Origin of the sequence: Mycobacterium sp. 4858 (genome assembly GCF_900240975.1) — a bacterium.
In the GTDB taxonomy this organism is placed as follows: Bacteria; Actinomycetota; Actinomycetes; order Mycobacteriales; family Mycobacteriaceae; genus Mycobacterium.
Genome location: NZ_LT968775.1, coordinates 1,517,617 through 1,543,039 on the forward strand (window position 1 = coordinate 1,517,617; position 25,423 = coordinate 1,543,039).

The following is a 25,423-nucleotide window of genomic DNA, read 5'->3' on the forward strand; positions in this document are numbered from 1 at the left end:
ATCCCCGTCGCCATCTAGAATCCTGCTCACGAACGCAGGCGGGCGGCTGTGCTCGCCACAAACTTTCGGGGGACGACCGCAATGATGGCGAACGGTCCGGCGCGTGGCTGGGAGTGAACCGCCGGCGAATCAGGGGAATGCCCCGCTCCCGCCCCCGGGCGGCTACCATGTCGGCCCACCCGGCGCTCCCTATGCGCCGGGACAGCCGATCGCATGGAGCGGCTTCCAGCCGGGCGCGGCCGGCACACCGCCTCCGTGGCCTCCAAGCCCGCGGCCAGCCCCGCCCCCTGGCGCCAAACGCTGGTTGATGCTCACGACGGTCATTCTCACGGTCACCTCGGCCGTGTTGGGCGTCATCCTCATCAGCCGTGTGATGACCTCGGGTGCATCGGCGGCGGCATCACACCGCGAGCCGCCCGGGCTCTCGGTGCCCACGACACCGGGGCTGGTCCACCCGGAAGATCTGAAGAACCTTCTGTTGAGTCCCGCCGAGGCCGGCGACATCCTGCACGTGCAGGGAATGACGCTCTACCAGAGCAACAATGGCCTGTTCATGGATACCGCCGACCCGCCCGACTGTGCCGGCATCTGGGCCCCGGGCATGGCTCAGGTCTATCGCGACACCCGCTTCATCGACGCGCAGTCGGCCGAACTTCACGGACCGGGTGACGTGTACGTGAAGCTGACCCTGCAGTCGCTGGTGGCCTTTCCGACCGCGAAAGACGCCGGCGCCGTCTTCGAGGACCTCACGAGGAAGTGGGATCACTGCGCCCGAACCGAGGTTTTGGTGAACCGCCACGAGGGTGGCACCATCGCCGTCGCCGACCCCAGGGTCGTCGACAACACGCTGATGGTCTCCTGGGAGAAGACCGGAGGAACGGGGTGGGGCTGCCAGCGTGCCTTGATGCCGCGCAGCAACGTGGTGATCGACATGAGGGTGTGCGACTACCGCGGCAGCGATCAAGCTCCCGAACTCGTCAACAAAGTCGCCTCCCGGATCCCCACCTCGTGAACAGCCCAGGAGGTAAGGCGTGAGCGTTCCGGGCGACCGGGGCAGCGGCCCCGGAGGCAGGCAAGAAGGCACTTCCGGCGCCCCGGCCTATGCCGGTCCCCCACCGTCGCCACCGGGAAGCCCGGGATTTGCGCCACCATTCGGTTACCAGGGCGCGCCCGGACACCTGCCTCCGCCCGGCCCCGGCGCCGTCTGGCCGAACCAGGCGGCGACCCCGCGCCGTTTCGGTGAGCCGGTCGCCCGGTGGTGGTGGCTGACGGGCGCCGCCGCGATGCTGACGGTCGGGCTATTGGTCGCGGTCATCGTGTACCAGCCGGCCCACCCGGGCGGCGGCACCGTGGCCGCCTCCGCACTCCCGGATGTGCTGCTGACTGCGGAGGAAGCCGCCCACGCTGTCGGCGCCGAAACGTTGTCGGGCGAACCGGTTCAAGACAAGCTGGCCGACACACCCATCGTTGACGAGGACTGCGTGGGTGTGTTGAAAGCGGCCGAGCAGAAGGCGTACGGGAAGACCGGTTGGACTGCGGTTCGGACGCAGGAGCTTGGCGACGCTCCCGCCAAGGGATGGCGGTTAATTCAAGCGGTCGTGTCCTTCCCGGACGCGGACTCTGCGAACAACTTCGTCGGCAACGCCGCGACGGACTGGCAGAGGTGCGCCGATCGCGAGCTCAACACCCGAAACGTCAACAAGGATGATCCCCGCAACGTGTTTTGGAAGACGGGATCGGTGTCGCGGGCCGGCGGCATCCTCGCGATGGACGGGGTTCAAGAGGCTCAGGGCTGGAACTGCCAGCGCGCCCTCAGCGCCCGGAACAACGTCGTCATCGACCTTGATCTCTGCGGACGAAGCGTGTCGGGGTCGGCGGTTCCACAGTTCGTGAACGCAGTCGACAAGAAAATCGACGCCCGGGCCTCGTAGGCGTCGTAGCGGCATTGACCGCACCGGCGGTCGCGGGTGTGCCAACACCGAGCAGCGAGCGGCGGCGCCCACGCTTAGGGATCTCGTGCCCGAGGTGAAGTGATATCGCCGGCGCTATCAAGTTTGTGAATCGCCGATTGGTTCCGAGGAGGCCCAAGCCAGGAGGCTCAGCGCCGCTTAGCCCCACGCTTTTCGCGCACCCGCACGTTGATGCGGATCGGCGAACCCTCGAAACCGAAGGCCTCCCGCAGCCGCCGCTCCAGAAAGCGCCGGTAGCCGGCCTCCAGGAACCCGGTGGTGAACAGCACGAACGTGGGCGGCCGGGCGGTGGCCTGGGTGGCGAACAGGATGCGCGGCTGCTTGCCCCCGCGGACCGGCGGCGGCGTCGCGGCCACCACCTCTTTCAGCCACGCGTTGAGCGGGCCCGTCGGGATGCGTGTGTCCCACGACGCCAACGCAGTCTCCATCGCGGGCACCAGCTTCTGCACAGCGCGACCGGTCCGGGCGGAGATGTTGACCCGTTGCGCCCAGCGCAACTGCACCAGCTCGCGGTCGATCTCGCGCTCCAGCAGCTCGCGCCGATCCTCGTCCACCAGATCCCACTTGTTGAAGGCCAGCACCAGCGCCCGCCCAGCCTCGATGACCATCGACAGCACGCGCTGGTCCTGTTCGGTCAGCGGCTCGGAGGCGTCGATCAGCACCACCACCACCTCGGCCGCGTCGATCGCCGAGTGCGTGCGCACCGAGGCATAGAACTCGTGCCCGCTGGCCTGACCGACCTTGCGGCGCAGACCCGCGGTATCGACGAACCGCCATACCTTCCCGCCGAGTTCGATGAGCGAGTCCACCGGGTCCACGGTGGTGCCGGCGACGTCGTGCACCACCGAGCGCTCGTCCCCGGCCAGCTTGTTCAGCAGCGAGCTCTTGCCCACGTTCGGCTTGCCCACCAGCGCCACCCGCCGGGGGCCGCCCGGCGTGGGCGCGGCTTCGGACACCTCCGGCAGCGCGGCCAGCACCTCGTCGAGCAGGTCGGCGACGCCGCGGCCGTGGATCGCGCTGATGGCGTGCGGCTCGCCGAGCCCCAGCGACCACAACGCCGCCGCGTCCGCCTCACCCTTCTCGCTGTCAACCTTGTTGGCGGCCAAGAAGACCGGCTTGCCCGAGCGCAACAGGATCCGGGCGGCGGCCTCGTCGGCCGCGGTGGCGCCGACCGTGGCGTCGACCACCAGGATCACCGCGTCGGCGGTGCGCATGGCCACCGACGCCTGCTCGGCCACCAGCTGCTGCAGGCCCTTGGCGTCGGGCTCCCACCCCCCGGTGTCCTGCACGACGAACCGGCGGCCGGTCCACAGCGCGTCGTAGGACACGCGGTCGCGGGTCACGCCGGGAATGTCCTGCACCACCGCCTCGCGCCGGCCCAGGATCCGGTTCACCAACGTCGACTTGCCGACGTTGGGCCGCCCGACGATCGCCACGACGGGCGCGGGGCCCGCCTCGGCCTGCTCGTCGAGCTCGGATTCGACCGATTCCCAATCGCTTTCGTCGGTCCAGGTGCCGTCGGAAGTCACCGCACCGCCCCGCTTCGCTGCTCGACCAGTTCCAGCAGGTGATCGATCACCTGCGCCTCGGTCATCTCGCTGGTGTCGACAACCACCGCGTCGTCGGCGGCGCGCAGTGGCGACACCGCCCGGGTGGAGTCCAGATGATCGCGGCGCCGGACGTCGGCCAGCACCGCGTCGTAGTCATCGGTCAGGCCGGCCGCGACGTTCTGGTCGTTGCGGCGCCGCGCGCGGGTTTCGGCCGACGCGGTCAGGAAGATCTTCACGGGGGCGTCGGGCAAAACGACGGTGCCGATGTCGCGACCCTCGACGACGACGCTGCCGGGCCCCTCGGCCATCTCACGCTGCAGCCCGACCAGGCGGGCGCGCACGGCGGGGACCGACGACACCGCCGAGACCGCACGGGTCACCTCGTCGCCGCGGATCTCGGCCGAAACATCCTCCCCCGCAAGGAAGTAACGGTCGCCATCGGTGTGATAGTCCACCGACAGCTGCGCCGTCGACCCGATGCGGCCGACGGCCTCGTCGTCTGTCGGGCTGATGCCCGCGCGCAGCACCGCCAGGGTCACCATCCGGTACATCGCCCCGGTGTCCAGGTAGCGAGCACCCAGCGCGCGCGCCAATCCCCTTGACACCGAGGACTTCCCGGTCCCAGCGGGCCCGTCGATGGCGACGACGACGTTCACAGGCCCACCGCCCGGTAGAGCTGCCCGACCTCGCCCTGGCTCAGCGCGCGGATGCTGCCCGGCCGCTGCTTGCCGAGCGACACGGGCCCGATGTCCGTGCGCACCAGCGACTCCACGGGGAAGCCGGCGGCGCCCAGCAGCCGGCGCACGATGCGGTTGCGCCCTTCGTGCAACACCACCCGCACCAGCGTCTTGCCCGGAATGGCGTCCACCACGGCGAATTCGTCGACGCGCGCCGGGCCGTCGTCCAATTCGATTCCCGCCTTCAGTGTCTTTCCCACGCCGCGCGGCACCGTCCCGGTCACCGTTGCCAGGTATGTCTTGGGCACCTCGTGGGAGGGATGCATCAACCGGTGCGCCAGTTCGCCATCGTTGGTCAGCAGGATGAGCCCCTCGGTGTCGGCGTCCAGCCGCCCGACATGGAACAGGTTCTTGTTGCCGCGCACCTTGCGTTCCACCAGGTCGCCGATGCACGGGCGGCCCCGGTCGTCCGACATGGTGGAGTGCATGCCCCGCGGCTTGTTCAGCGCCAGGTACACCAGCGACTCGTCGAGCACCACCCGGGCGCCGTCGACCCGGATCTCCGACGCATCGGGGTCCACGCGGGTGCCCAACTCGGTCACCACCTGCCCGTCGACCTCGACGCGGCCGTCGATGATCATCTTCTCGGCGGCGCGCCGCGACGCAATTCCGGCCTGCGACAACACCTTTTGCAGGCGGATCCCCTCGGTCTCGACCATCAATCGTGGTCCACGTCGAACGTCAGCGCCTGGTCGGGCGCCTGACCGCCGGCGAGTTTGATGAAACGCGGCTCGCTGTCCAGGGATTCGCTGAGGTCCTCGATCGTGTCGACGTCGGGAAGCAGCGGGGCGATGTCGGGCAGGTCGGCCAGCGACGTCAGCCCCAACCGCTCCAGGAACAGGTCGGTGGTCGCGAAGGTCACGGCGCCGGTGTCGTCGTCCACCCCGGCCTCGGTGATCAGGCCGCGGGCCAACAGCGTCCGCATCACGGCGTCCACGTTGACGCCGCGGACCGCGCTCACCCGCGCCCGGGTCACCGGCTGGCGGTAGGCCACCACGGCCAGGGTCTCCAGCGCGGCGCGGGTCAGCTTGGATCGCGCGCCGTCCAGCAGCAGCTTCTCCACGTACGGCGCGAACCGCGCCCGGGTGTACATCCGCCAGCCCTCGCTGGTCTGGCGCAGGTCGATCCCGCTGTCGCGCTCGGTGAGTTCGTCGGCCATCTGCTGCAGCCGGGAGGCGACCCGGTAGACGGGTTGCCCGGTGGCCGCGCCCAGCGCCTCGGCGGTGACGGGGCTGTCGACCACCAGCAGCAGGGCCTCCAGCACGGAGCCGAGTTCCGCGGCGTCCATGGGCGCCGCCTCGGCGATGTCCGGAATGCCCACGTCGAGATCGACGTCGGCCTCAGATTCGCTCATCATTCGTCCCGCACTTCTAGCAAGGCTTCGCTGGCCGGACGTTCCCCGGTCCATGAAATCTGGAGCACACCAAGCGGCTCCGACTGGTCGAATGCTACCGCCCGGCTCCGATACAGCTCGAGCAACGCCAGGAAGCGCCCGACCACCTCCATCGGCGCCTCGCAGTCGGCGACCAGCTCGGAGAACGTGGCCCACCGGCCGCTGCCGCGCGCCTCGAGGATCGCCAGCAGCTTCTTGGCCTGCTCGGGCACCGAGACTGCCACCTCGTGCAGGTGCCCGAGGGCCACCGTCGGCACGGGGCGCGGGCTGAACGCGATCGCGGCAATCTGGGCGAACCGGTCGGCGTCGACGCCCAGCATCACCTCCGGCAGCAGTTCGGTGAACCGGTCCTCCAGCGATACGGAGCGCGGGTAGCTGCGCAGCGCGGTGGCCTCCAGCTCGGCGAACATCTCCGCGACGTGCTTGAACGCGCGGTACTGCAGCAGCCGGGCGAACAGCAGGTCGCGCACCTCCAGCAGCGCCAGGTCCTCTTCGTCGTCGATCTGTCCGGCCGGCAGCAGCCGGGCGGCCTTGAGGTCGAGCAGGGTCGCGGCGACCACCAGGAACGCGGTGGTCTCCTCGAGGTCCAGCTGGGAGCCGATCGCGCGGGTGTAGGCGATGAAGTCGTCGGTGACCTGATGCAGCGCGACCTCGGTGACGTCGAGGCGGTGGGCGAAGATCAGCTGCAGCAGCAGATCGAACGGACCCTCGAAATTGGTCAGGCGGACTTGAAAACCGTTCTTGGGTGGCGCCTCACCGTTTGCGCTGGCCGTCACGCGCCGAATCGGTCGATGAACTCGCGGGCCAGGGCGCGGTAGGCGATGGCGCCCGTCGAGCGCGGGGCCCAGGTCGTGATGGGTTCGCCGGCCACGCTGGTCTCCGGGAACCGGACCGTTCGGGTGATCACGGTGTCGAACACCAGGTCGCCGAACCGTTCCACCACCCGGGCCATCACCTCGCGGGAGTTGACCGTGCGCGGGTCGTACCGGGTGAGCAGGATGCCGCTGATCTCCAGCTTCGGATTGAGCCGGTCGCGCACCTTGTCGACGGTGTCGGTGAGCAGCGCCAGGCCACGCAGCGAGAAGAACTCGCATTCGGTGGGGATGACCACGCCGTCCGCGCAGGCCAGCCCGTTCACGGTGAGCAACCCGAGCGACGGCTGGCAGTCGATCAGGACGTAGTCGTAGCGATCCAGCACGGGATGGAGCGCCCGGCCCAGGGTCTGTTCGCGGCCCACCTCGTTGACCAGCTGGATTTCGGCGGCGGACAGGTCGATGTTGCTGGGCACCAGGTCCATGTACTTGACCCGGGTCTGCAGCAGCACGTCGTCGATCGACACCCGCGGCTCGACCAGCACGTTGTGGATGGTCTTCTCCAGCTCGTAGTGCGGGACGCCGAGCCCGGCGGACAGCGCACCCTGCGGATCCATGTCCACCAGCAGCACCCGCCGGCCGTATTCGGCGAGCGCGGCGCCCAGGTTGATGGTCGACGTGGTCTTCCCGACACCACCCTTCTGGTTGCACATCGCGACGACCTTGGCCGGGCCGTGCGAGGTGCGCGGCTGCGGTTCCGGGATCGCCCGCGGCGGCCGCCCGGTCAGACCGAGCTCGACGCCGCTATCCGGCTGCTCGGTCATCATGGCGGGGGTGTTCGGGAGGTGAACATCGACCGAAAGTCTAACGGGTTCGCGGGCGTAAGCCGGGCGACCCGCAGGCAATTCACCAGCCAATTTCGCCGGATTTGCGCTGGTAGCGCGCTTGGCGACGATGATCGTTAACAGCAGTCACACCAGCATCACCGGGGAGGTGGTGGGCGGGTTTCAAACTTGATATCGCGGGCGATATCGCGGCGGCGGTGTGGCAGCGAGATTGCCGTGAGGGTTGCGATTCCGGCGCCGCGACGGCCGTGGTGGCAATCTCGGCGCCGCCACCCGTCGGCCGTCCGAACTACTGTGTCGTCATGGACCTCAAGCGACGGATTCCCCTGCTGCGATGGTCGGTCTGGCGGATGGCGACGGGCGCGCGCAACATCACCACGACGGGCCAGATCGGCGACGGGCGCGAGGCCGCCGCGGTGGACTACGTCCTGCGCAACGCGAGGGCCGGCGACATCGACGACGTGCTGGCCACCATCGACAAGTTCGCCTACCAGAAGTCGATGCTGATCAACGTCGGCGACGAGAAGGGCCAGATCCTCGACGCGGCGGTGCGGCGCGCCAATCCGGCGGTGGCGCTGGAGCTGGGCACCTACGTGGGATACGGCGCGTTGCGCATCGCGCGGGCGGCCCCGAACGCGAAGGTGTATTCCGTCGAACTCGCCGAGGCCAACGCCGCCAACGCGCGACGGATCTGGGCGCACGCCGGCGTAGCCGACCGCGTGACCTGCGTGGTCGGCACGGTCGGTGACGGCGGGCGCACGCTGGACGCGCTGGCCGACGAACACGGGTTCGCCTCCGGTGCCCTCGAGTTCGCGTTCCTCGACCACGACAAGGACGCCTACCTGGACGACCTGCACAGCATCATGGCGCGCGGCTGGCTGCGCCCGGGCGCGGTCGTGGTCGCCGACAACGTGCGGGTGCCCGGCGCCCCGAAGTACCGCGAGTACATGCGCCGCGAGCAGGGCAAGCAATGGAACACCGTCGAGCACAAGACGCACCTCGAGTACCAGTCGCTGGTGTCCGACCTGGTGCTGGAGTCCGAGTACCTGGGCTGACGGCCGCCGCGCCCTACCGGGCCCGCGGGTGGGCGCCGGCCCACACCTCGCGCAGCGCGTGCACGGTGACCATCGTGTAGATCTGCGTCGTCGTCACCGAGGCGTGTCCCAGCAACTCCTGCACCACCCGCACGTCGGCACCGCCCTCGAGCAGGTGCGTCGCGAACGAGTGCCGCAGCATGTGCGGCGACACCCCCGACGTGATCCCGGCGCGCTCGGCGGCGTCCTGCAGCACCTGCCACGCGCTTTGCCGCGACAACCGCCCGCCGCGCACGTTGAGAAAGATGGCCGGCGTCCCGCGTCCGCGGCGGGCCAGCTCCGGGCGGCCGCGCACCAGATAGGCGTCCAGCGCCTGCACGGCCGGCCGCCCGATGGGCACCAGCCGCTGCTTGCCGCCCTTGCCACGCAGCAGCACCGACCTGGCCCGGGTGTCGATGTCGTCCACGTCGAGTCCGACGGCCTCCGAGATGCGCGCCCCGGTCGAGTACAGCAGCTCCAGCAGCGCCCGGTTGCGCAGCGTGAGCGGGCCGTCGGACGCGCTGTCGCCGCCCGCGCCCTCCAGCAGCGCCAGCACCTGGTCGATGGTCAGGCTCTTGGGGAGCCGGCGTCCCGGCGTCGGCGGGCGCACCGCCCGCGCCACGTCCAGCTCGGCGAGCCCCTCGGCGGCGGCGAACCGGTGCAGGCCGCGCACCGCGATCAGCGCCCGCGCCGCCGACACCGCCGAGAGCGCCGCGGTCCCCGAGTCCGGGTCGCCGCGGCGCAACGCGACCAGGAACTCGCTGACGTCGTCCTCGCCGACCTTGGCCAGGTCGTGAATTCCACGGTCCGACAGGTGCTTGCTGTAGCGGCGCAGGTCGCGGCGATACGAGCTGAGCGTGTTGGCGGCGACACCCCGCTCGATGGTGAGGTGGTCGAGGTAGCCCTGCAGCTGGGTGTCGAGCGTCAACGCCGTTGTCATCGGGCGGCCTTTCGCGCGACGAACGCCGTCGGTTTGTCGGGCCACGGGCTGTCCACCGGCCGCGGCTCGGCGATGCCTTCGGTCACCGCGTGGGCGGCCAGAATCCCGGCAATGGCAATGGAATTCACGATCTCGCCACTGAATACCCCGCACACCGCGTCGGCGAGGGAGAACCAGCCCATCGTCATGTCGGCTTCCTCGTGATGCGCCTCGGGCCGGGGTGCCTCCGTCAGCTCGGTCGCCAGGTACACCCGTACCGACTCGTCGCTGAAGCCCGGCGCGGAATTCAGGTCGACCAGCACCTGCCAGGTTCCGGCCTGCAGGCCGACCTCCTCCTGGAGCTCACGGACCGCGGTCTCCTGCGGCGGCTCCCCCACCACATCGAGCAGCCCGGCCGGAAGCTCCCACAACCGCCGGCCGAAGGCGTGGCGGTATTGGTAGACCATCGCGATTTCGTTGTCGGAGTTCAACGCCACGATGGCAACGGCCCCGTAGTGCTCGACGACTTCGCGAATCGCGGTGGCACCGCCGGGCATCCGCACCCGATCACTGCGCAGCGCGAAAATCTTTCCGGTGTACAGCGTTTCGGATGACGCCGTCTCGAAGACGTGCTCAGCCACGGGTCGCGGGTTCGGGTAGCGACTGGCTGACGCCGTCCCGCTGCGGGTTGCCGTTGGAGGCGTGCTCGGGGATCTCCACCGGCAGCAGCTCGCCCGACTGGTAGTCGATGGCCGCCCCGACAAACGCGACGAACAGCGGGTGCGGCCGGGTGGGCCGGCTCTTCAGTTCGGGGTGGGCCTGGGTGCCGACGATGAACGGGTGCACCTCCGGCGGATATTCGACGAACTCCACCAGATGCCCGTCGGGCGAGGTGCCGGAGAACCGCAGCCCGCTCTCGGCGATCTTGTCGCGATAGCTGTTGTTGACCTCGTAGCGGTGCCGGTGGCGCTCGGACACCTGGGTGGTGCCGTAGGCCTGTGCGACGACCGAATCCGTTTGCAACACGGCGGGATACGCGCCCAGCCGCATGGTGCCACCCAGGTCTGCCTGACCGGACACGGCCTCGACCTGGTCGGCCATCGTGGAGATGACGGGATCCGGTGTGTCGGGGTCGAATTCGGCGGAGTTGGCCTGCGTGAGCCCGGCCGAACGCGCCGCCTCGATCACGATGCATTGCAGTCCGAGGCACAGACCCAGCACCGGCAGCCCGCGCGCCCGCGCGTACCGGATGGCGCCGATCTTGCCCTCGATCCCGCGGATACCGAAGCCGCCCGGGATCAGCACCCCGTGCACGTCGCCCAGCGCCGCCGCCGCGCCCGCCCCGGTCTCGCAGTCGTCGGACGCCACCCACTGCATCTCCACTTTGGCGTGGTGTTTGAAGCCGCCGGCGCGCAACGCCTCGGTGACCGAAAGGTAGGCGTCGGAAAGCTCGACATACTTGCCCACCAAGGCGATTCGCACGGTCTCGTGCGGCTCGTGCACCCTGCGCAGCAGGTCGTCCCACTCGGTCCAGTCGACGTCGCGGAACGGCAGGTTGAGCCGGCGCACCACGAACGCGTCGAGTTCCTCGCGGTGCAGCCGCTTCGGGATGTCGTAGATCGATGGCGCGTCCGGCGTGGAGATGACGCCGTCGATGTCCACGTCACACATCAGCGCGATCTTGTTCTTCAGCGCCTCGGGGACGTCCCGGTCGCAGCGCAGGATCAGCGCGTCCGGCGTGATACCGATGCTGCGCAGCGCGGCCACCGAGTGCTGGGTGGGCTTGGTCTTGAGTTCACCCGAGGGCGCCAGGTACGGCACCAGCGAGACGTGCAGGAAGAAGACGTTCTCGCGCCCCAGGTCGTGGCGGACCTGGCGCGCGGCCTCCAGGAACGGCTGCGACTCGATATCGCCGACCGTGCCGCCGATTTCGGTGATCACCACGTCGGGACGGTTGCCCTGGGCGTCCGGCTGCGCCATCGCCATGATCCGGCGCTTGATCTCATCGGTGATGTGCGGGATCACCTGCACGGTGTCGCCGAGGTATTCTCCGCGCCGCTCCTTGGCGATGACGGTCGAATACACTTGTCCCGTCGTGACATTCGCCGAGCCGGACAGGTCGCGATCCAGGAACCGTTCATAGTGACCGACATCGAGGTCGGTCTCGGCACCGTCCTCGGTGACGAACACCTCGCCGTGCTGGAACGGGTTCATCGTGCCCGGGTCCACATTGAGGTACGGATCGAGCTTTTGCATCGTCACGTACAACCCGCGGGCCGTCAGCAGCTGACCGAGGCTGCTCGCGGTAAGACCCTTGCCCAGCGAGGATGCGACGCCCCCGCTGACGAAGAGGTGCTTGGTGGCGGATTGCGGGTGCTTTCGCACAGGCGACCTCCGTGAAGACGGGCAGGGCGTCGAATTTTGCTAGCGAATAACTAGTAGGGCCTGCCGACCCACGGAAACCCACCCTAACACCCACGACCGGAGTGTCGCGTCGAACACGCCCGCTACTGGGGCACCGTGATCGACGTCGCGCCGTGACCGGTGCCGTACTGCCCGGCATGACCGCCGTTGATCAGGTCGTGCAGACCGAGCACCGCGGTGATGCGGCCCGGCGCGGTGTCGACGTTGTCGACGGTGCTGACCGCGGAGTTCATCTGAGCGTCGGCGCGCGTCACCGCGACGGCCGCGCCGCCGGTCGCCGACCCGTCCCGCCCGGCGAGCAGGGTGCCCGACCCGTGCGGCGCCAACGCGGCGGCGAACCGGGCGACGCTGACACCCCGATTACCGGCGTCCTGCGGCAGAGCGCCGCCGGTGACGAGCAGCGCGGCGTTCGCCGCGCCCATGTGCTCGCTCGGCTGATACGTGATGAACCCCGTGTCGCGCAGCGCCGCCAGCACGGTGTCGCGCTGGGCCTCCTCGACGGGGGGGACCGCGGGGTTGGCGTTGATGAGCAGGGCGATGCCCATCAGGTCACCGGCCTGCGAGCCCTGGTCGACGAGCTTGGTGCTCAGCTGCTGGCCGGCCGGCAGGATCGACGAGTTCACCACGGTCTGCAGCTTCTCCGCGGAGTTGGCCTCGACGAATTCACTCGTCAACGACACGGTTCCGGTCACCGCGCCGCCGGCCTGACCGATGAACTTCGACACCGCGGCCACGTCGTCGTCCTTGGCGTCCGGGGTGCGAAACAGCACCACCGACTTGCCGCCGAGCGTGTCATGCACGATCCGGCCGACCAGTTGTGTGTCGAAGTTATTTGCGGCACTGAGCTTTTCGTTCAGCACGTTCTTCTGGTCGTTGAGCCCGTTGATCTGGGTGTGCAGGTCCCGCTTCTCGTCACGCAGGCTGGACAGCAGGGTGTCGGACAGGAAGCCGGAACCGAGCACGACTCCCACGGCCAACGCCAGGAAGACGGCGGCCAGCGATAACGCGTGTTGGCGAAGCGAGATCATCTTCGACCCTAGGACACTAGGTGGGCGACCCAGAGGGAAAAGTGGTTCCAGTACTCGGTGATCCAGTGCAGCACCACGCCATCGGTGCGTGACACCCACAGCGCGACGATGACGGCGATCAGCATCGTCAGCGCCAGCAGGGCGATGGCCCCCGCCGAGATGTGGTTGCGGTACAGGGTGGCCACGGCCTTGGCGTCCACCACCTTCTCCCCCACCCGAAGCCTGGTCAAGAACGTCGAGGGGTTGCTGTGCGCGCGGGTCCGGTCGAAGAACGTCTCGATGTTGGCGGTGTGGCCCGCGGTCACCAGCAACGCGGCGCCGTGATGATCGGCCAGCAGCAGGGCCAGGTCGATCGCCGAGCCCGCGGCCGGGAACGTCATGGCCCCGACGCCGAGGTCCTGGATGCGTTCCAAACCGGGTGCGTGGCCGTCGGCGTCGGCGGGCAGCACGACCTGGGCGCCGCACTTGAGGGCGTCGGCACTGATCTGGTCGGGATCGCCGACGATGATCTGGGGCCGATACCCGGCCTTGCGCAACACATCCGCGCCGGTGTCGACGCCGATCAGCACCGGTTGGTACTCCTTGATGAACGGCTTGAGCGACTTCAGGTCCTCTTCGGCGCTCGGCTCGTCGGCGACGATGACCACGTGCCGGCGGCGCAGGTCGACGTCGATGTCGGGGATGCCGATGCCGTCGATCAACAACGGGCTCTCGCTCTTGATGAACTCAATCGTGTTGCCCGCGAAGGCCTCCAGGTGGGCGGACAGCCCGCTCTTGGCTTCCCGCATCAAGTCGGCGATGTCGTGGTCGGTGCGCTCGGTGCCGCGGACCAGCCTGCGGTCGCCGGAGTACACCCCGCCTTCGTAGAGCCGGATCTTGGCGCCGTCCTTGACCTTCTTGAAGATGTCGGGCCCGGTCTCGTCGATCAGGGTGACCCCGTTGTTGACCAGCACCTCCGGCCCCATGTTGGGATAGCGGCCCGACACCGAGGGCGAGGCGTTGACGACAGCGGCGATGTCGGCCTCCACCAGGGCGTCCGCCGTGATGCGGTCCAGATCCAGGACGTCGAGCACCACGATGTCGCCGGGGCACACCCTGCGCAGCAGACGGTCGATGTTCCGGTCCACCCGCGCGGTGCCGACGAGGCCCGGCCGGGCGGTGTTACGGGTAAGCAGCCCTGACATCTTCATGGGGGCGATTCTGTCGGGGATGCCCGGATGAGGCGTGGAGGCGCGCCGTAACATCAGCCTCAGAAGTTATCTAGAGTCCCATTAGTCACAAGCTGATGCCGAGATGGTCTCGAATGTCGACTTGTTGTGCGAAATGAGCCGTTCTGCCCACGACAAGTCGACGCTCGGCCCGGGCGCTTCGAATCAGATCTCGTCGCGCTGGGCCGCGTCGAGCAGTTCGCGGGCATGGGCGCGACCGCTGTCGGACTCGCCCAGGCCGGCCATCATGCGCGCCAATTCGGCGACCCGCTCGTCGTCGATGACCCGGCGCACCACGCTGGTCCCCTTCGGGCCGGCGCCGTGCACCACCAGATGCACATCGGCGTACGCCGCGACCTGCGGCAGGTGCGTGACCACGATGACCTGATGCGTGCGCGCCAACCGCGCCAGCCGCCGCCCGATCTGCACCGCGGCCCGGCCACCGACGCCGGCGTCGACCTCGTCGAACACCATGGTGGTGCCCGCTGCCGAGGCCGCCAGCACCACCTCCAGCGCCAGCATCACCCGGGACAGCTCGCCGCCGGAGGCGCTCTTGGCCAGCGGCAGCTGGTCCATCCCGCGGTGCGCGGCGAAACCGAATTCGACCTGGTCGACGCCGTCCGCGCCGGCCCGGGCCAACTCGCCGGTCGGCAGCGCGAGCGCCGCCGGATCCTCTTTGTCGGTGACCACGTCGTCGCGCACGTCGATGCTGAACTGCGCGTCGGCCATCGCCAGCCCGGACAGCTCGGCGGTGACCTCCTTGGCCAGTCGCTTGGCCGCCTTGCGCCGGATACCGCTGAGATCGACTGCGGCCTGGGCCAATTCACGCGCGAGCTCGTCGACCCGGGCGGCCAGCGCCGTCAGCCCCTCCTCGGAGACGTCGAGTTGGGCCAGCCGTTGCCTTGATTCCTGGGCCCACTGGAGCACCCCGTCGACGTCCGCGGCGTACTTGCGGGTCAGCGTGCGCAGTTCGGCTTGCCGGGTCAGCTTGGCCTCCAGCGCGCTGGCGTCGACCGGCAGCTCGTCCAGAAAGCCGCTCAGTTCGCCGGCCGCGTCGGCGACCACCGTCAGCGCCTCGCCGACCTGCCCGGCCAGCGCCCGCAGCTTTGCGTCGTCGGTGGACTCCAGGGCGGCCTTCGCGCGCCCCAGGCCGTCGGCGGCGCTGTGCCCGGACGCCTCCGCGTCGTCGGGCGCCCCGGAGAGCGCGGCGTGCGCGGTGATCGCCGCCTCCCGCAGGGTGTCCAGTTCGGAGAGCCGCACGATGTCGGCGACCAACGCGTCGTCCTCGCCCGGTTGCGGGTCGACGGCGTCAATCTCGTTGAGCGCGAAGGTGAGCCGGTCGGACTCCAGCGCGAGTTCGCGCATGCGGTTGCGGCGGTCGGCGAGGTCGTTCCGCGCGGTGAGCCAGGCGTCGCGCAATTTGCGGTAGCGCTCGAGCGCGGGGGCGGCCTTCGCGAACCGGTCCAGGGCGCCGCGCTGCTCCTCGGGCCGCATCAGGCGCAGCTGGTCGTTCTGCCCGTGCAGGGTGAGCAGCTCGGTGGTGAAGTCGCCCAGCGACTTGGCGGGCACGCTGCGGCCGCCGAGATAGGCCCGCGACGGCCCGTCGCGGCTGACCGAGCGCAGCGCGATCACGCTGCCGTCCTCGTCGCGCTCCGCGCCCGACGCGTCCAGCATCTCGTCCAGCTGCGCCACCACGGCATCCTCGAGATCCATTGTGGTGAAGCGGCCTTCGACCACCGCGCGGTCGGCGCCCGACCGCACCCGGGTGGCGTCGGCGCGGGCACCGCCGAGCAGGTGCAGCCCGGTCACCACCATGGTCTTGCCGGTGCCCGTTTCGCCGGTCAGCACCGTCAGGCCACGGTCGAACTCGCCGACCGCCGCGCTGATCGCGCCCAGCGACTCGATGCGTATTTCGGTGAGCACCCGCCGTTTACTTCCCGCGCCAACCCGTCACCGGCAACCGGAATTTGCGCACCAGCCGGTCGGTGAACGGGGCGCTGTCCAGCCGTGCCCATTTCACCGGCGTGTCGCAGCGTCTCACCTCGATGCGGCTGCCCGCCGGGATCAGCATCTCCCGGCGGCCGTCGCAGAACACCAGGGCGTCGTGCCCGTCCGCCTCGATCTCGATGGCGATGGTGGCGTTGGGACTGGTGACCATCGGCCGGCCGAACAGCGCGTGAGCGTTGTTGGGTACCACCAGGATTGCCTCCAGGTCCGGCCACAGCACCGGGCCGCCCGCGGAGAAGGCGTAGGCGGTGGACCCGGTGGGCGTCGACACCAGCACCCCGTCGCACCCGAACGCCGACACCGGCCGCCCGTCGATCTCGACGACCACTCCCAGCACGCCCAGTCGCGGGCCCTTCTCCAGGCTGACCTCGTTGAGCGCCCAACCGTGTTCGATCTCGCGACCGCCCGAGCGCACGAGCACGTCCAGCGTCAGGCGGTCCTCCACCCGGTAGTCCTTGGCGACGACGTGGTCCAGCACCCTGTCGATGTGCTCGGCCTCGGCCTCGGCCAGAAAGCCGATGCGGCCGAGGTTGACGCCCAGCACCGGGATCCCGGCGTTGCGGGCCAGTTCGGCCGCGCGCAGGAACGTGCCGTCGCCGCCGAGCACCAGCACCAGCTCGCAGCCGTCGGCGGCGTGCGGATCCGCGTCGACCACCTGGATCTCGACGCCCATCGCGCGGATGTCGTCGGGGGCCACCTGCAGCGAGCCGCGGTCGACCGCCTCGGCGGACAGGACGCGAAGAGCAATGTCGTTGTCGCTCAGCACTTTCTGCACCCGCGCCGCGGTCTCGGTGGCTTCTTCGCGGCCGGTGTGGACGACCATCAGCACCGTGCGCTGCTCGGTCATTGCGGCCCCTCGTCTACCGCGCGCCGCACCGCTGCCACCAACTCGTCATCCGCCAATCCCCGATCGGCCTGGGCGCGCAGCCGAAGGAAGTATTCGACGTTGCCCGACGGGCCGGGCAGCGGGCTTGCGGTGACGCCGACGGTGTGCCAGCCCAGCTCGCCGGCACGCCTCGCCACGCCCACGACGGCGTCGGCGCGCAGGTTGGCGTCGTGCACCACTCCGCCGGCGCCGACCTGGCCCCGGCCAACCTCGAACTGCGGCTTCACCATGGGAACGATATCCGCAGTGGCCGAAGCACATCCAGCCAGCGCGGGCAACACGGTGGCGAGCGAAATGAACGACAGGTCGGCCACGACCACGTCGACCGGCCCGCCGATCGCCTCCGGGGACAGGTCACGGGCGTTCGTCCGCTCGACGACGACGACCCGCGGGTCGCACCGCAGCGACCACGCCAGCTGGCCGTAGCCGACGTCCACGGCGACCACTTCCGCGGCACCCCGGTCCAGCAGGACCTCGGTGAACCCGCCCGTCGACGCCCCGGCGTCCAGGCAGCGGCGGCCGGTCACGTCGATCCCGAAGGCGTCCAGCGCGCCGATCAGCTTGTGCGCGCCGCGGGATACCCAGCCCCGTTCGCCGTCGTCGGTGACGGTCAGGGCCGCGGTGAGGGCGACGGCGGTGCCCGGCTTACGGGCCGGCAGCCCGTCGATGCAGACCCGGCCGGCGCCGATCAACTCCGCGGCCTGTTGCCGCGATCGCGCAAGGCCGCGCCGAACCAGTTCGGCGTCGACGCGGGCGCGGCGAGACATGCGCGCACTCAGCCCTTCTCCGCCGACTCCAGCGCGGCCAGCAGCACGTCGTGCGCCTCGGACAGGCGGCGCGCTATGTCTTCGAGCTCGGTGAGCGACGGATCGTTGCCGGGGTTTTCCGGCCCCCCGGGCTCGGGCAGCCGGGCGAGCAGGGCGTCGATCTCCGCGCGAATCTGTTCAGGGTCGATAGTCATTGCGCTCCTACGCTAGTCCAGAGACCAGCGCTGCAGCGCCTCGCGGGCGCGCGCGTCGCCCGCCTCGACGCCGATCGGCCGCCCGTCCGACGGGGCTGCCCATACCGCGGCGGCGACCGCGCGCACGACCGCCAGGTCGTCGCCGTCGTCGGCCCCGTCGCCGCTGACGGTCACCGCCCGTTCGCCGACGTCGACGCGCCAGCCCGGCTGGGGCCCGACCGCCAGCCGCGCGCCGTCCTGATGCAACGCCCGCAGGTCGTGGCCGATGTAGGTGGGCCGGTGGGCGGGTTTGGCGTATACGGCGTCGCGCGCGGAGCTGACCCCGGTGAGGACCATCAGGCTGGGCAGCTTGGCCGCGTTGGCGCCCTCGATGTCGGTGTCCAACCGGTCGCCGACCACCAACGGCGCGCGGAAGTCGCCCCTGGCCGCCGCGTCGGTGAGCAATCCGGGCGCGGGCTTGCCCGCGACTTGGGGTTCGGCACCGGTGGCCGCGCGCAGCGCGGCGACCATGGATCCGTTGCCGGGCAGCAGGCCACGTTCGGTGGGCAGCGTGGGGTCGACATTCGCCGCCACCCACAGCGCTCCGGACCGGATGGCCAGCGCGGCCTCGGCCAGGTCCGGCCAGCCGATGGTCATCGACAGTCCCTGCACGACCGCGACGGGCTCGTCGTCGAACCGGCGCACCGGGCGCAGGCCGACGGCCGCGACCTCGTCGGCCAGGGCGTCGGTGCCCACGATGAGCACCGGCGCACCGGCCGGCAGCTGCTCGGCCAGCAGCCGGGCCGCGCTCTGGGCGCTGGTGGCGACGTCGTCGGCGGTGGCGGTGAAGCCGAGGTCGGTCAGGTGCGCGGCGACCTCGGCGGCGCTGCGCGAGGCGTTGTTGGTGACGAAGAACGCGCGGCTTGGCACCTCGGCCAGCGCCTGCACCGCGCCTTCGGTGGGCCGGCGGCCGCGGAACAACGTCCCATCCAGGTCAAGCAGCAGGCAATCGTATTGGCGCGCAACGCTTGTCATCTCAGCCCAGCTCGCTGACCCGGTCTTCGGCGTCGGTGACACCTTCGACATCGGCGGCCGCCGACCGCAGGAACCATTGCAGCGCTTCGTCGTTGCGGCCCAGCGCCAGCAGCGTGTCGGCGTAGGCGTAGAACAGCCGCGCCGCCGTCGAGCCCGTGCGGGTGGGGTCCAGTTGCGGCGTGGACAGCACGGTCAGCGCCTGCTCCAGCTGGCCGAGGTCCGCGCGGGCGCCCGCGGCGACGATGCGCAACTCGTCGGCGTCGTCGCCTTCCAGCCGGGCCGCCTCCGGCCCGCGGGCGAGTTCGATCGCCCGTTCCGGGCGGCCAAGTCCGCGTTCGCAATCCGCGATCAGCGCGAGCAGGTTGGACTTGCTGCCCATCCTGCGGGCGGCGCGCAATTCGGCCAGCGCCTGCGCCCAGTCGCCGCAGTGATAAGCGGCGATCCCGACGGCCTCGCGAATCGCGGCGATCCTGCTGGAGCGGGCGCGGGCGGCGCGGGCGTGGCTCAGCGCCGCCTCAGGGTCTTCGTCGAGGAGCTCGCCGGCGGCAACCAGGTGGCGTGCCACCGCGTCGGCCGTGGCGCGGTCCAGGGTGCTCAGTTCACCGCGGATCTCGGGCGCCAGCTGCCGGGCGTCCACGCCGGGCGGTATCGGCGGCCCGGGCTCGGGCGTGCGAGGGCCGTCCGGCTTCTGCGGCTGGGCCGGGCGCGCGCGGCCCGGGCCCGACCACGCGCCGGATGGGCGCGGGCGCCGTTCGCCCCGCTGCCGCTGCCTGTCGTCGACCACGCAGCCGAGGATACGGGGGCGCCGACCGCTAGTACGCCGTGAGCCGGTTCTGCAGCAACGGCGCTATCACCGCCGGGCAGTAGTTGGCGACGGCAACGATGGTGAACAGGCCGGCCGACTCGTAGCCCAGGCCGCTGCGGCTGGCCATCTGATCGGCGACCGAGTCGAAGGACTGACCCGGCATGACCAGCATCGGGCACACCGACTGACCCAGCGCGAGGGCGCTCTCCGGGTGCGGGTAGGTGATACCGGCGTTGGACAGGGCCATCAGGAACGCGTTCCCCCGCATGTCGGCACGGACGGGCGCGGCCAAGGGCGCGGCGATCCCGGCCACGCAGGCACCCACCCCCAGGACACGCAGCAGGACCCGTTCCACACGCCTGAGGGACATCACCGTGACCACCCTGGCCAATGCGGGTCACAGCCGCAACACGGTGCGGTAAAGATTTGCGCACCAACGCGTTTTGCGGGTGCGTTCCTAAACCTTTTCGATCCCCGCGATGGTTGACCGGGCTGTCGGATTGACACGGCCGCCGTGGCGGCGGGCGAGGGAGGCGGCGGTCCGCGGGTCGGCGGGCAGAAACGCTTCCAGACGCAGCTCCGACACGCTGACGTCGAGGGCCGTGACGAAGGTCGCGATCGTCGCGACCAGCCGCACGTCACCGTCGGGGCAGCGCAGGTGCAGCGGCACCGCGAAGCCCAGCGATTCGACCGGCCGCCCGCCCGGCGCCGGCAGGCCGTAACCCTCGAGTTCCTCCGTCAGCGCGTCGATGCGCGGGTGCGGGCCGCGTTCGCGCAAGCCGTGCAGAATGTGGCGCCGCCAGTCGTCGAGATTCACGATGCGCGGCGCCATACCCTCCGGGTGCAACGCGACACGCAGTACGTTGACCGGTGGCTCCAGCAGCGACCCGGCCACCCCGTCGGTCAGCACCCCCAAAGCAGCGTTGGCGGCAACCAGCTCGCCGAAGCCGTCCATCACCAACGCCGGATACGGCAGGTGGCCGTCGAGAACATGCTGCAGCGCCTCACGCACGGGCCGCAGGAGCGGCGCGTCCGGGCGTGACTCCGGGTACGCCGGAGCGAAGCCCGCCGCCGACAGCAGCGCGTTGCGTTGCCGCAGCGTCAGCTTTAGTGAGTCGGCCAGTCGGCTGACGATGTCGCGCCCGGGCGCCGATCGGCCCTGCTCCAGAAAGCTCAGGTGCCGCTGGGTGGTGCCGGCGTCGTTCGCCAGGTCGACCTGGCTGAGCCGGCGCCGATTGCGCCATTCGCGGAGCACCGTGCCGAAGTCCGCCGGCGTCGCAGTGGACATGCACACAGTCAACCCGCGAACGATTCTGGGCGCTATTCCTTGCAGGGAATTGCCGCCCATCCCTACGGGCGACACGATCGCGGTATGAGTCAGCCACTCCAGTTCGGTGTCATGCCACCCCTGGCCGCCGAGCCCTGGGCAGGCGCCGACCTGCGCCGACTCCTCGACTTCGCCCGCGCAATCGAGGATCTGGGGTTCGACTCGGTGTGGGCAAACGACTCGTTGGTGCGGCCCCGCATCGAAGCGCTGACGTTTCTGTCGGCCACGGCCGCGGTCACCGATCGCATAACCCTGGGCACCGCGGCCTTGCAGCCAGCGCTCCGGCGGCCCGTGCAGACCGCGCAGGTGCTCGCCTCTATCGACCGGTTGTCGGGCGGACGGTTGACCGTGGCGGTCGGCGCTGGCTTTCCGGGGTTGTCAGAGGTCGAATACGCCGCCTCGGAGGTGCCGTGGAGTCGACGGTTCGCACGCCTCGATGACACGGTCGCGCTGTGGCGTCAGCTCTGGAACACCAAGGAGCCCAGCTCGTTTCACGGTGCCGTGCTGCACCTCGAAGAAATCCCGGCCGGCATCACGCCGTTCGATGGGTCCGGCCCGCCCGTGTGGCTGGCCGGCGACACATCGGGCGCCCGGGCCCGTGCCGGCAGGATGTACGACGGGTGGCTCCCCTATCCGCCGGTGTCCGAGAGTTATCGGTCGGGTCTGGGCGAGGTGCGCGCCGCCGCCGAAGACACCGGCCGCGGGGCCGACGCCGTCACGCCCGCGCTGTTTGTCACCGTCCTGGTGACGGAGGATGCCGATGGTGGTCGGGCCGCTCTGGACGACTTCGCCACCAGCACATATGGATTCGGCATCGACATCGTCGAGCAGATCCAGACCTTCGCCGCGGGTACACCCGACGCCGTCATCGCTCGGCTGGCGAGCTTCATCGACGCCGGGGCTCGGCACATCGTCTGCCGCCCGGGTGTCCCCGGTCCTGACGGGTTCGTCGAGCAGCTGCAGCAGCTGCGGTTCGTGAAGGAGGCGCTCCGATGACCGCGACACCGGCACGCCTGGACCACCATTCACGCCCGGGTGAAAGCTGACTGGATGAACACTTCGGATCGAACTGCCGACATACCGCAGCTCCCGTTCGCTGACACCCTTCAGATCGGCATTGGCAAGGTGACCGCCGAGGAAGTCACCGCCACGATGGCCTGGGCCGAGCATTTGTGTACCGCGGGTGGCATTCTGCACGGCGGGGCGCTCATGGCCTTCGCCGACACAGTGGGCGCCTTGTGCGCGGTCGCCAACCTGCCGCGAGGCGCGGGCACCTCCACCATCGAATCCAAGACCAACTTCTTCCGCGCGGTACGCGGCGGCATCGTGCACGCGACATGCAACCCGCTGCACGTCGGCCGCAGCACCATCGTCGTCCAGACCGACTTGAGCGACGATCGCGGCAAACGAGTCGCTCAAGTCACCCAGACCCAGGCCGTGTTGGGCAATCAAGAGGCGTGTCGCGGAAGTCACCGTGACCACCCTGGCCAACCCATCACGCCGACGGCATGACACGGTCGCCGTTGCGGCGTCAGGCCTTTTCGATCCCCGCGACGGTGCGCTTTCCGCGGCGCAACACCAGCCACCGGCCGTACAGGAAATCCGAGGGCTGCGGAGCCCATTCCTCGCTGTCGATGCGGACGTTGTTGACCGATACGCCGCCCTCGCCCAGGGTGCGGCGCGCGGCTTTGCGGCTCTCGGACAGGCCGCTGGCCACCAACAGGTCGACGATCCCGTCCGGGCCGCCGGGTTTGAGCTCGGCGACCGACGCCTCGCGCAGCGCCGCCGCCAGCGTCGCCTCGTCCAGCCGGTCCAGTTCACCCTGCCCGAACAGCGCCCGGCTGGCGTGCTCGACCGCCTCGGTGGCCGCCTCGCCGTGCACCAGGACGGTCAGTTCGCGGGCCAGCCGTCGCTGTGCGGCCCGCTGCTGCGGGCGCTCGGCCGTCGCCTGTTCCAGCTCGGCCAACTCCTCGGCCGACAGGAAGGTGAACCACCGCAGGTAGCGGATCACGTCGGCGTCGGCGGTGTTGAAGAAGTACTGGTACCAGGCGTACGGGGTGGTCATCGCCGGGTCGAGCCACAGGCTGCCGCCGCCGGTCGACTTGCCGAACTTGGTGCCGTCGGCCGCCGTCACCAGCGGCACGGTGAGCGCGTGCACCGTCGCGCCCAGCTTCTGGCGCACCAGCCGGACCCCGGCGATGATGTTGCCCCACTGGTCGGAGCCGCCGATCTGCAGCGCGCAGTCGTAGCGGCGATGCAGTTCGACGTAGTCGTTGGCCTGCAGCAGCATGTAGCTGAACTCCGTGTAGGAGATGCCCTCGCCCTCCAGCCGCCGCCGGATCGTGTCGCGGTCCAGCATGACGTTGACCGAGAAGTGCTTGCCCAGGTCGCGCAGGAACTCGATGGCCGACAACGGGGCCGTCCAGTCCAGGTTGTTGACGACGACGGCCCCCGTCGGCGACGTGTCGAAGTCGACGAAACGCTCCAGCTGGCCCCGGATGCGCTCGGTCCATTCGGCGACGGTGTCCGCCTCGTTGAGGGTGCGCTCCCCGACGTCGCGCGGGTCACCGATCATGCCGGTGGCCCCGCCGGCCAGCACGATCGGGCGGTGGCCGGCGCGCTGAAACCGGCGCAGCGCCAGCAACGGCACCAGGTGCCCCGCATGCAGGCTGGCCGCCGTGGGGTCGAAGCCGGCGTACACCGTCATCGGCCCGCGCTGCGCCTCGGCCGCCAGCGCGTCGAGGTCGGTGGACTGCGCGATCAGCCCGCGCCAGCCCAGCTCGTCAAGGATCCCGGAAGACATCGCCGCCGACTTTAGTCGGTCCCGCGGCCACGATTCGCCCACGCGCACCGGGATGAGGCAAGCTAACCGAGCGGCGCACCGCCGCGTCACCGCCTGCCCGCTGAGCGCACCGACGACGTGGAGCGTGATGGACAACCGATACTGGCCGCTGGTCGTCGTGGTGGTGATGCTGGCCCTCGGGCTGACGCTCACGGTCGCCGACTTCAAACGGGCCGCCACGATGCGCAAACCGCTCGCGGTGGCGCTCATCTGCCAGTCGCTGCTGCTGCCGGCCCTGTGCCTGGCGATCGCCGAGGCCTTCCACCTCGAGCCCCATCTGGCCGTGGGTCTCATGCTGATGGCCGCCACCCCCGGCGGGACGATGTCGAGCATCCTGAGCCACCTGTTCAACGGCGACCTGGCGCTCAACCTCACGCTGACCGCGATCAACGCCGTGCTGTCGATCGTCGCGCTGCCCGCGATTCTGGCGGTGTCGATGACCTGGTTCCTCGGCGAAGGCCGGTTCCTCCCGCTCCAGGTGGACAAGTTCTTCACGGTGTTCGGCCTGGTGCTCGTCCCGATCGCGATCGGGGTCGCCTTCCGTCACCGCTTCCCCGAACTCGCCCAACGGCTGCAGCGGCCGGTCCGCATCATCGCGCTGGCGTTGCTGGTCGTCGCCGTGCTCGGCGCGGTCGCCGGGGGGCGGACGACGTTGTGGCATCACTTCGGCGCGCTGAGCGGGGCCGTCGTGACCTTCTGCGCCGTGAGCCTGACGGTCGGCTACCTGGCGCCGCGCTTCATGCGGCTGGCTCCCCGCCAGGCCGTGGCGGTCAGCCTGGAGGTCGGGATGCACAACGCCGTCGTGGCGATGGGCATCGCGTTGAGCCCACAGTTGCTGAACAGCACCGAAATGGCCATGCCGGCCGCGTTGTACAGCGCCGTCGCGCCCCTGCTGGCCGTGACGTTCGTGTTCCTCGCGCGGCGGGCGGACCCCGCCTTCCGCACGGCTGTCCGCGTCGCGGTCTAGTCGCTGGTCCCGGGGGCGGGTGCCCGCGGGCTGCGCCGGTACGCCGAGACTTCCGGCCGGCCCGCGAGCCAGAATCGCCACGGCCGGTCGGCGGCTTGGCTGACCCCGACGCGCGGACCCGACGCGGCGGTCAGCGGCTCGTTGAGTTCGAGGGTCACCGGGCTGGCCGGGCTGAACAGGTCGATGCCGTTGTCGTCCATGGTGATTCCCAGGGCCGAACACAGGTTCCCCGGCCCCCGCGCGAGCGCGGCCCCGCGCACCAGCTCGCCGCGCCGGGCGCGCGCGGTCTCGGTGCCCTCCTCGAGGGCCGCGGCGCGCAGCAACACCGCCGCGGCCGTGCCGTCCGGCCCGCAGGAGACGTTGGCGCACACGTGGATCCCGTGGCTGCGGTAGGTGTAGAGCCGCCCGGGCGGACCGAACATCACCGCGTTGCGTCCGCTGATGCCGCGATAGGAGTGCGCCGCGGCGTCCGGCCAGGGACCGTCGGGAACGCCGCCGTAGGCCTCCACTTCGACGATGACGGCGCTGACGCCCCGCCCGGTGAGGGTGGCGCCGAGTAGCCGTTGGGCAGCAGCGACGGGGTCGACGAGCAGCTGACGTGCGGCCACCCACCGAACCTACCGACCGCGCCGCCATGGCAGTATCCCGGTGTCCT

Annotated in this window: 27 protein-coding genes; 6 read left to right on the top strand and 21 right to left on the bottom strand. The window is 70.2% G+C overall.

All coding sequences use genetic code 11. The features are described from left to right. Window positions 1-307: 307 nt before the first annotated feature. Entirely contained in the window at window positions 308-1,012 is a 705-nt protein-coding gene (locus C1737_RS06960; RefSeq protein WP_102417564.1) for a sensor domain-containing protein, read from the top strand. 19 nt (window positions 1,013-1,031) lie between these two features. Continuing rightward, window positions 1,032-1,931, top strand: a complete 900-nt coding sequence (locus tag C1737_RS06965; RefSeq protein WP_142393433.1) for a sensor domain-containing protein — start codon at window positions 1,032-1,034, stop codon at window positions 1,929-1,931. Window positions 1,932-2,098: 167 nt separating this feature from the next. Here the strand turns inward: C1737_RS06965 and der are convergent, their stop codons facing one another. Genes der through C1737_RS06995 form a run of 6 tightly spaced genes read right to left on the bottom strand, consistent with a single transcriptional unit; the run spans window position 2,099 to window position 7,286 of the window. Beyond that, window positions 2,099-3,499 carry a ribosome biogenesis GTPase Der gene (gene der / locus C1737_RS06970; RefSeq protein ID WP_102417566.1) on the bottom strand — a complete coding sequence of 467 codons (1,401 nt, stop codon included), beginning with the start codon at window positions 3,497-3,499 and terminating at the stop codon, window positions 2,099-2,101. Next, window positions 3,496-4,176: a (d)CMP kinase gene (gene cmk / locus C1737_RS06975; RefSeq protein ID WP_067924709.1), complete on the bottom strand. Its 681-nt coding sequence runs from the start codon at window positions 4,174-4,176 to the stop codon at window positions 3,496-3,498. Before cmk ends, der begins: the two co-directional genes overlap by 4 nt. Then, the gene (locus C1737_RS06980; protein ID WP_068092906.1) at window positions 4,173-4,916 is read right to left on the bottom strand and encodes a pseudouridine synthase; all 744 of its coding nucleotides are present in this window, start codon (window positions 4,914-4,916) and stop codon (window positions 4,173-4,175) included. The genes cmk and C1737_RS06980 overlap by 4 nt, the downstream gene beginning before the upstream one ends. Beyond that, window positions 4,916-5,611, bottom strand: a complete 696-nt coding sequence (gene scpB, locus C1737_RS06985) for an SMC-Scp complex subunit ScpB (RefSeq protein WP_102417567.1) — start codon at window positions 5,609-5,611, stop codon at window positions 4,916-4,918. The genes C1737_RS06980 and scpB overlap by 1 nt, the downstream gene beginning before the upstream one ends. Then, on the bottom strand, window positions 5,611-6,426 hold the full coding sequence (locus C1737_RS06990; protein WP_102417568.1) for a segregation/condensation protein A: 816 nt from the start codon (window positions 6,424-6,426) through the stop codon (window positions 5,611-5,613). Before C1737_RS06990 ends, scpB begins: the two co-directional genes overlap by 1 nt. Then, a complete protein-coding gene (locus C1737_RS06995; RefSeq protein ID WP_067924742.1) occupies window positions 6,423-7,286 on the bottom strand; it encodes a ParA family protein in 864 nt (287 codons plus the stop codon). The genes C1737_RS06990 and C1737_RS06995 overlap by 4 nt, the downstream gene beginning before the upstream one ends. Window positions 7,287-7,609: 323 nt before the next feature. Between C1737_RS06995 and C1737_RS07000 the strand changes: the two genes are divergently transcribed. Continuing rightward, on the top strand, window positions 7,610-8,362 hold the full coding sequence (locus C1737_RS07000) for an O-methyltransferase (RefSeq protein ID WP_102417570.1): 753 nt from the start codon (window positions 7,610-7,612) through the stop codon (window positions 8,360-8,362). A gap of 13 nt (window positions 8,363-8,375) precedes the next feature. Here the strand turns inward: C1737_RS07000 and xerD are convergent, their stop codons facing one another. The 13 genes from xerD to C1737_RS07065 all read right to left on the bottom strand — a co-directional run bounded on the left by xerD (window position 8,376) and on the right by C1737_RS07065 (window position 20,920). Next, window positions 8,376-9,320: a site-specific tyrosine recombinase XerD gene (gene xerD / locus C1737_RS07005; protein WP_102417571.1), complete on the bottom strand. Its 945-nt coding sequence runs from the start codon at window positions 9,318-9,320 to the stop codon at window positions 8,376-8,378. Continuing rightward, window positions 9,317-9,940 carry an NUDIX hydrolase gene (locus C1737_RS07010; RefSeq protein ID WP_102417572.1) on the bottom strand — a complete coding sequence of 208 codons (624 nt, stop codon included), beginning with the start codon at window positions 9,938-9,940 and terminating at the stop codon, window positions 9,317-9,319. The genes xerD and C1737_RS07010 overlap by 4 nt, the downstream gene beginning before the upstream one ends. Beyond that, window positions 9,933-11,684, bottom strand: coding sequence for a CTP synthase (locus C1737_RS07015; RefSeq protein WP_102417573.1), 1,752 nt, complete (start codon window positions 11,682-11,684; stop codon window positions 9,933-9,935). Before C1737_RS07015 ends, C1737_RS07010 begins: the two co-directional genes overlap by 8 nt. 122 nt (window positions 11,685-11,806) lie before the next feature. Further along, window positions 11,807-12,751, bottom strand: a complete 945-nt coding sequence (locus tag C1737_RS07020) for a copper transporter (protein WP_068092896.1) — start codon at window positions 12,749-12,751, stop codon at window positions 11,807-11,809. Window positions 12,752-12,759: 8 nt separating this feature from the next. Continuing rightward, window positions 12,760-13,941, bottom strand: a complete 1,182-nt coding sequence (steA, locus tag C1737_RS07025; RefSeq protein ID WP_067924739.1) for a putative cytokinetic ring protein SteA — start codon at window positions 13,939-13,941, stop codon at window positions 12,760-12,762. A 183-nt stretch (window positions 13,942-14,124) separates the two neighbouring features. Then, the gene (recN, locus tag C1737_RS07030; RefSeq protein ID WP_068092892.1) at window positions 14,125-15,882 is read right to left on the bottom strand and encodes a DNA repair protein RecN; all 1,758 of its coding nucleotides are present in this window, start codon (window positions 15,880-15,882) and stop codon (window positions 14,125-14,127) included. Window positions 15,883-15,889: 7 nt separating this feature from the next. Continuing rightward, entirely contained in the window at window positions 15,890-16,813 is a 924-nt protein-coding gene (locus C1737_RS07035; RefSeq protein ID WP_068092889.1) for an NAD kinase, read from the bottom strand. Next, window positions 16,810-17,619, bottom strand: a complete 810-nt coding sequence (locus tag C1737_RS07040; RefSeq protein ID WP_102417574.1) for a TlyA family RNA methyltransferase — start codon at window positions 17,617-17,619, stop codon at window positions 16,810-16,812. Before C1737_RS07040 ends, C1737_RS07035 begins: the two co-directional genes overlap by 4 nt. An 8-nt stretch (window positions 17,620-17,627) precedes the next feature. Then, window positions 17,628-17,813 carry a hypothetical protein gene (locus tag C1737_RS07045; protein ID WP_068092887.1) on the bottom strand — a complete coding sequence of 62 codons (186 nt, stop codon included), beginning with the start codon at window positions 17,811-17,813 and terminating at the stop codon, window positions 17,628-17,630. A 12-nt stretch (window positions 17,814-17,825) separates the two neighbouring features. Next, window positions 17,826-18,827: an HAD-IIA family hydrolase gene (locus C1737_RS07050; protein WP_068092883.1), complete on the bottom strand. Its 1,002-nt coding sequence runs from the start codon at window positions 18,825-18,827 to the stop codon at window positions 17,826-17,828. 1 nt (window position 18,828) lies between these two features. Continuing rightward, a complete protein-coding gene (locus C1737_RS07055; RefSeq protein WP_082975040.1) occupies window positions 18,829-19,611 on the bottom strand; it encodes a tetratricopeptide repeat protein in 783 nt (260 codons plus the stop codon). Window positions 19,612-19,639: 28 nt separating this feature from the next. Further along, entirely contained in the window at window positions 19,640-20,014 is a 375-nt protein-coding gene (locus tag C1737_RS07060) for a DUF732 domain-containing protein (RefSeq protein WP_304442219.1), read from the bottom strand. A gap of 75 nt (window positions 20,015-20,089) precedes the next feature. After that, a complete protein-coding gene (locus C1737_RS07065; protein ID WP_102417576.1) occupies window positions 20,090-20,920 on the bottom strand; it encodes a helix-turn-helix domain-containing protein in 831 nt (276 codons plus the stop codon). Window positions 20,921-21,004: 84 nt separating this feature from the next. Here C1737_RS07065 and C1737_RS07070 point away from each other — a divergent pair, with 84 nt between their 5' ends. Both C1737_RS07070 and C1737_RS07075 read left to right on the top strand, forming a co-directional pair. Then, complete coding sequence (locus C1737_RS07070) at window positions 21,005-21,955, top strand: LLM class flavin-dependent oxidoreductase (protein WP_102417577.1); 951 nt, start codon at window positions 21,005-21,007, stop codon at window positions 21,953-21,955. Between the two features lie 54 nt (window positions 21,956-22,009). After that, window positions 22,010-22,471, top strand: a complete 462-nt coding sequence (locus tag C1737_RS07075; protein ID WP_102417578.1) for a PaaI family thioesterase — start codon at window positions 22,010-22,012, stop codon at window positions 22,469-22,471. Window positions 22,472-22,490: 19 nt separating this feature from the next. Here C1737_RS07075 and tyrS read toward each other — a convergent pair whose 3' ends face one another. Then, window positions 22,491-23,762, bottom strand: a complete 1,272-nt coding sequence (gene tyrS / locus C1737_RS07080) for a tyrosine--tRNA ligase (protein ID WP_067927554.1) — start codon at window positions 23,760-23,762, stop codon at window positions 22,491-22,493. A gap of 52 nt (window positions 23,763-23,814) precedes the next feature. Here tyrS and C1737_RS07085 point away from each other — a divergent pair, with 52 nt between their 5' ends. Then, window positions 23,815-24,768, top strand: coding sequence for a bile acid:sodium symporter family protein (locus tag C1737_RS07085; protein ID WP_231980248.1), 954 nt, complete (start codon window positions 23,815-23,817; stop codon window positions 24,766-24,768). Here the strand turns inward: C1737_RS07085 and C1737_RS07090 are convergent. Further along, entirely contained in the window at window positions 24,765-25,376 is a 612-nt protein-coding gene (locus tag C1737_RS07090) for a DNA-3-methyladenine glycosylase (RefSeq protein ID WP_102417579.1), read from the bottom strand. The genes C1737_RS07085 and C1737_RS07090 overlap by 4 nt on opposite strands. Window positions 25,377-25,423: the final 47 nt, after the last annotated feature.

Coding starts and splice junctions, on each gene's coding strand:
- C1737_RS07075 (WP_102417578.1), top strand. CDS start 22,010: ATGAACACTTCGGATCGAACTGCCGACATACCGCAGCTCCCGTTCGCT.
- C1737_RS07085 (WP_231980248.1), top strand. CDS start 23,815: ATGAGGCAAGCTAACCGAGCGGCGCACCGCCGCGTCACCGCCTGCCCG.
- steA (WP_067924739.1), bottom strand. CDS start 13,941: ATGAAGATGTCAGGGCTGCTTACCCGTAACACCGCCCGGCCGGGCCTC.
- C1737_RS07020 (WP_068092896.1), bottom strand. CDS start 12,751: ATGATCTCGCTTCGCCAACACGCGTTATCGCTGGCCGCCGTCTTCCTG.
- C1737_RS06980 (WP_068092906.1), bottom strand. CDS start 4,916: ATGGTCGAGACCGAGGGGATCCGCCTGCAAAAGGTGTTGTCGCAGGCC.
- scpB (WP_102417567.1), bottom strand. CDS start 5,611: ATGAGCGAATCTGAGGCCGACGTCGATCTCGACGTGGGCATTCCGGAC.
- C1737_RS07040 (WP_102417574.1), bottom strand. CDS start 17,619: ATGTCTCGCCGCGCCCGCGTCGACGCCGAACTGGTTCGGCGCGGCCTT.
- C1737_RS07070 (WP_102417577.1), top strand. CDS start 21,005: ATGAGTCAGCCACTCCAGTTCGGTGTCATGCCACCCCTGGCCGCCGAG.
- C1737_RS07045 (WP_068092887.1), bottom strand. CDS start 17,813: ATGACTATCGACCCTGAACAGATTCGCGCGGAGATCGACGCCCTGCTC.
- C1737_RS06960 (WP_102417564.1), top strand. CDS start 308: ATGCTCACGACGGTCATTCTCACGGTCACCTCGGCCGTGTTGGGCGTC.
- C1737_RS06995 (WP_067924742.1), bottom strand. CDS start 7,286: ATGACCGAGCAGCCGGATAGCGGCGTCGAGCTCGGTCTGACCGGGCGG.
- C1737_RS07065 (WP_102417576.1), bottom strand. CDS start 20,920: ATGTCCACTGCGACGCCGGCGGACTTCGGCACGGTGCTCCGCGAATGG.
- C1737_RS07035 (WP_068092889.1), bottom strand. CDS start 16,813: ATGACCGAGCAGCGCACGGTGCTGATGGTCGTCCACACCGGCCGCGAA.
- tyrS (WP_067927554.1), bottom strand. CDS start 23,762: ATGTCTTCCGGGATCCTTGACGAGCTGGGCTGGCGCGGGCTGATCGCG.
- C1737_RS07050 (WP_068092883.1), bottom strand. CDS start 18,827: ATGACAAGCGTTGCGCGCCAATACGATTGCCTGCTGCTTGACCTGGAT.
- xerD (WP_102417571.1), bottom strand. CDS start 9,320: ATGACAACGGCGTTGACGCTCGACACCCAGCTGCAGGGCTACCTCGAC.
- C1737_RS07000 (WP_102417570.1), top strand. CDS start 7,610: ATGGACCTCAAGCGACGGATTCCCCTGCTGCGATGGTCGGTCTGGCGG.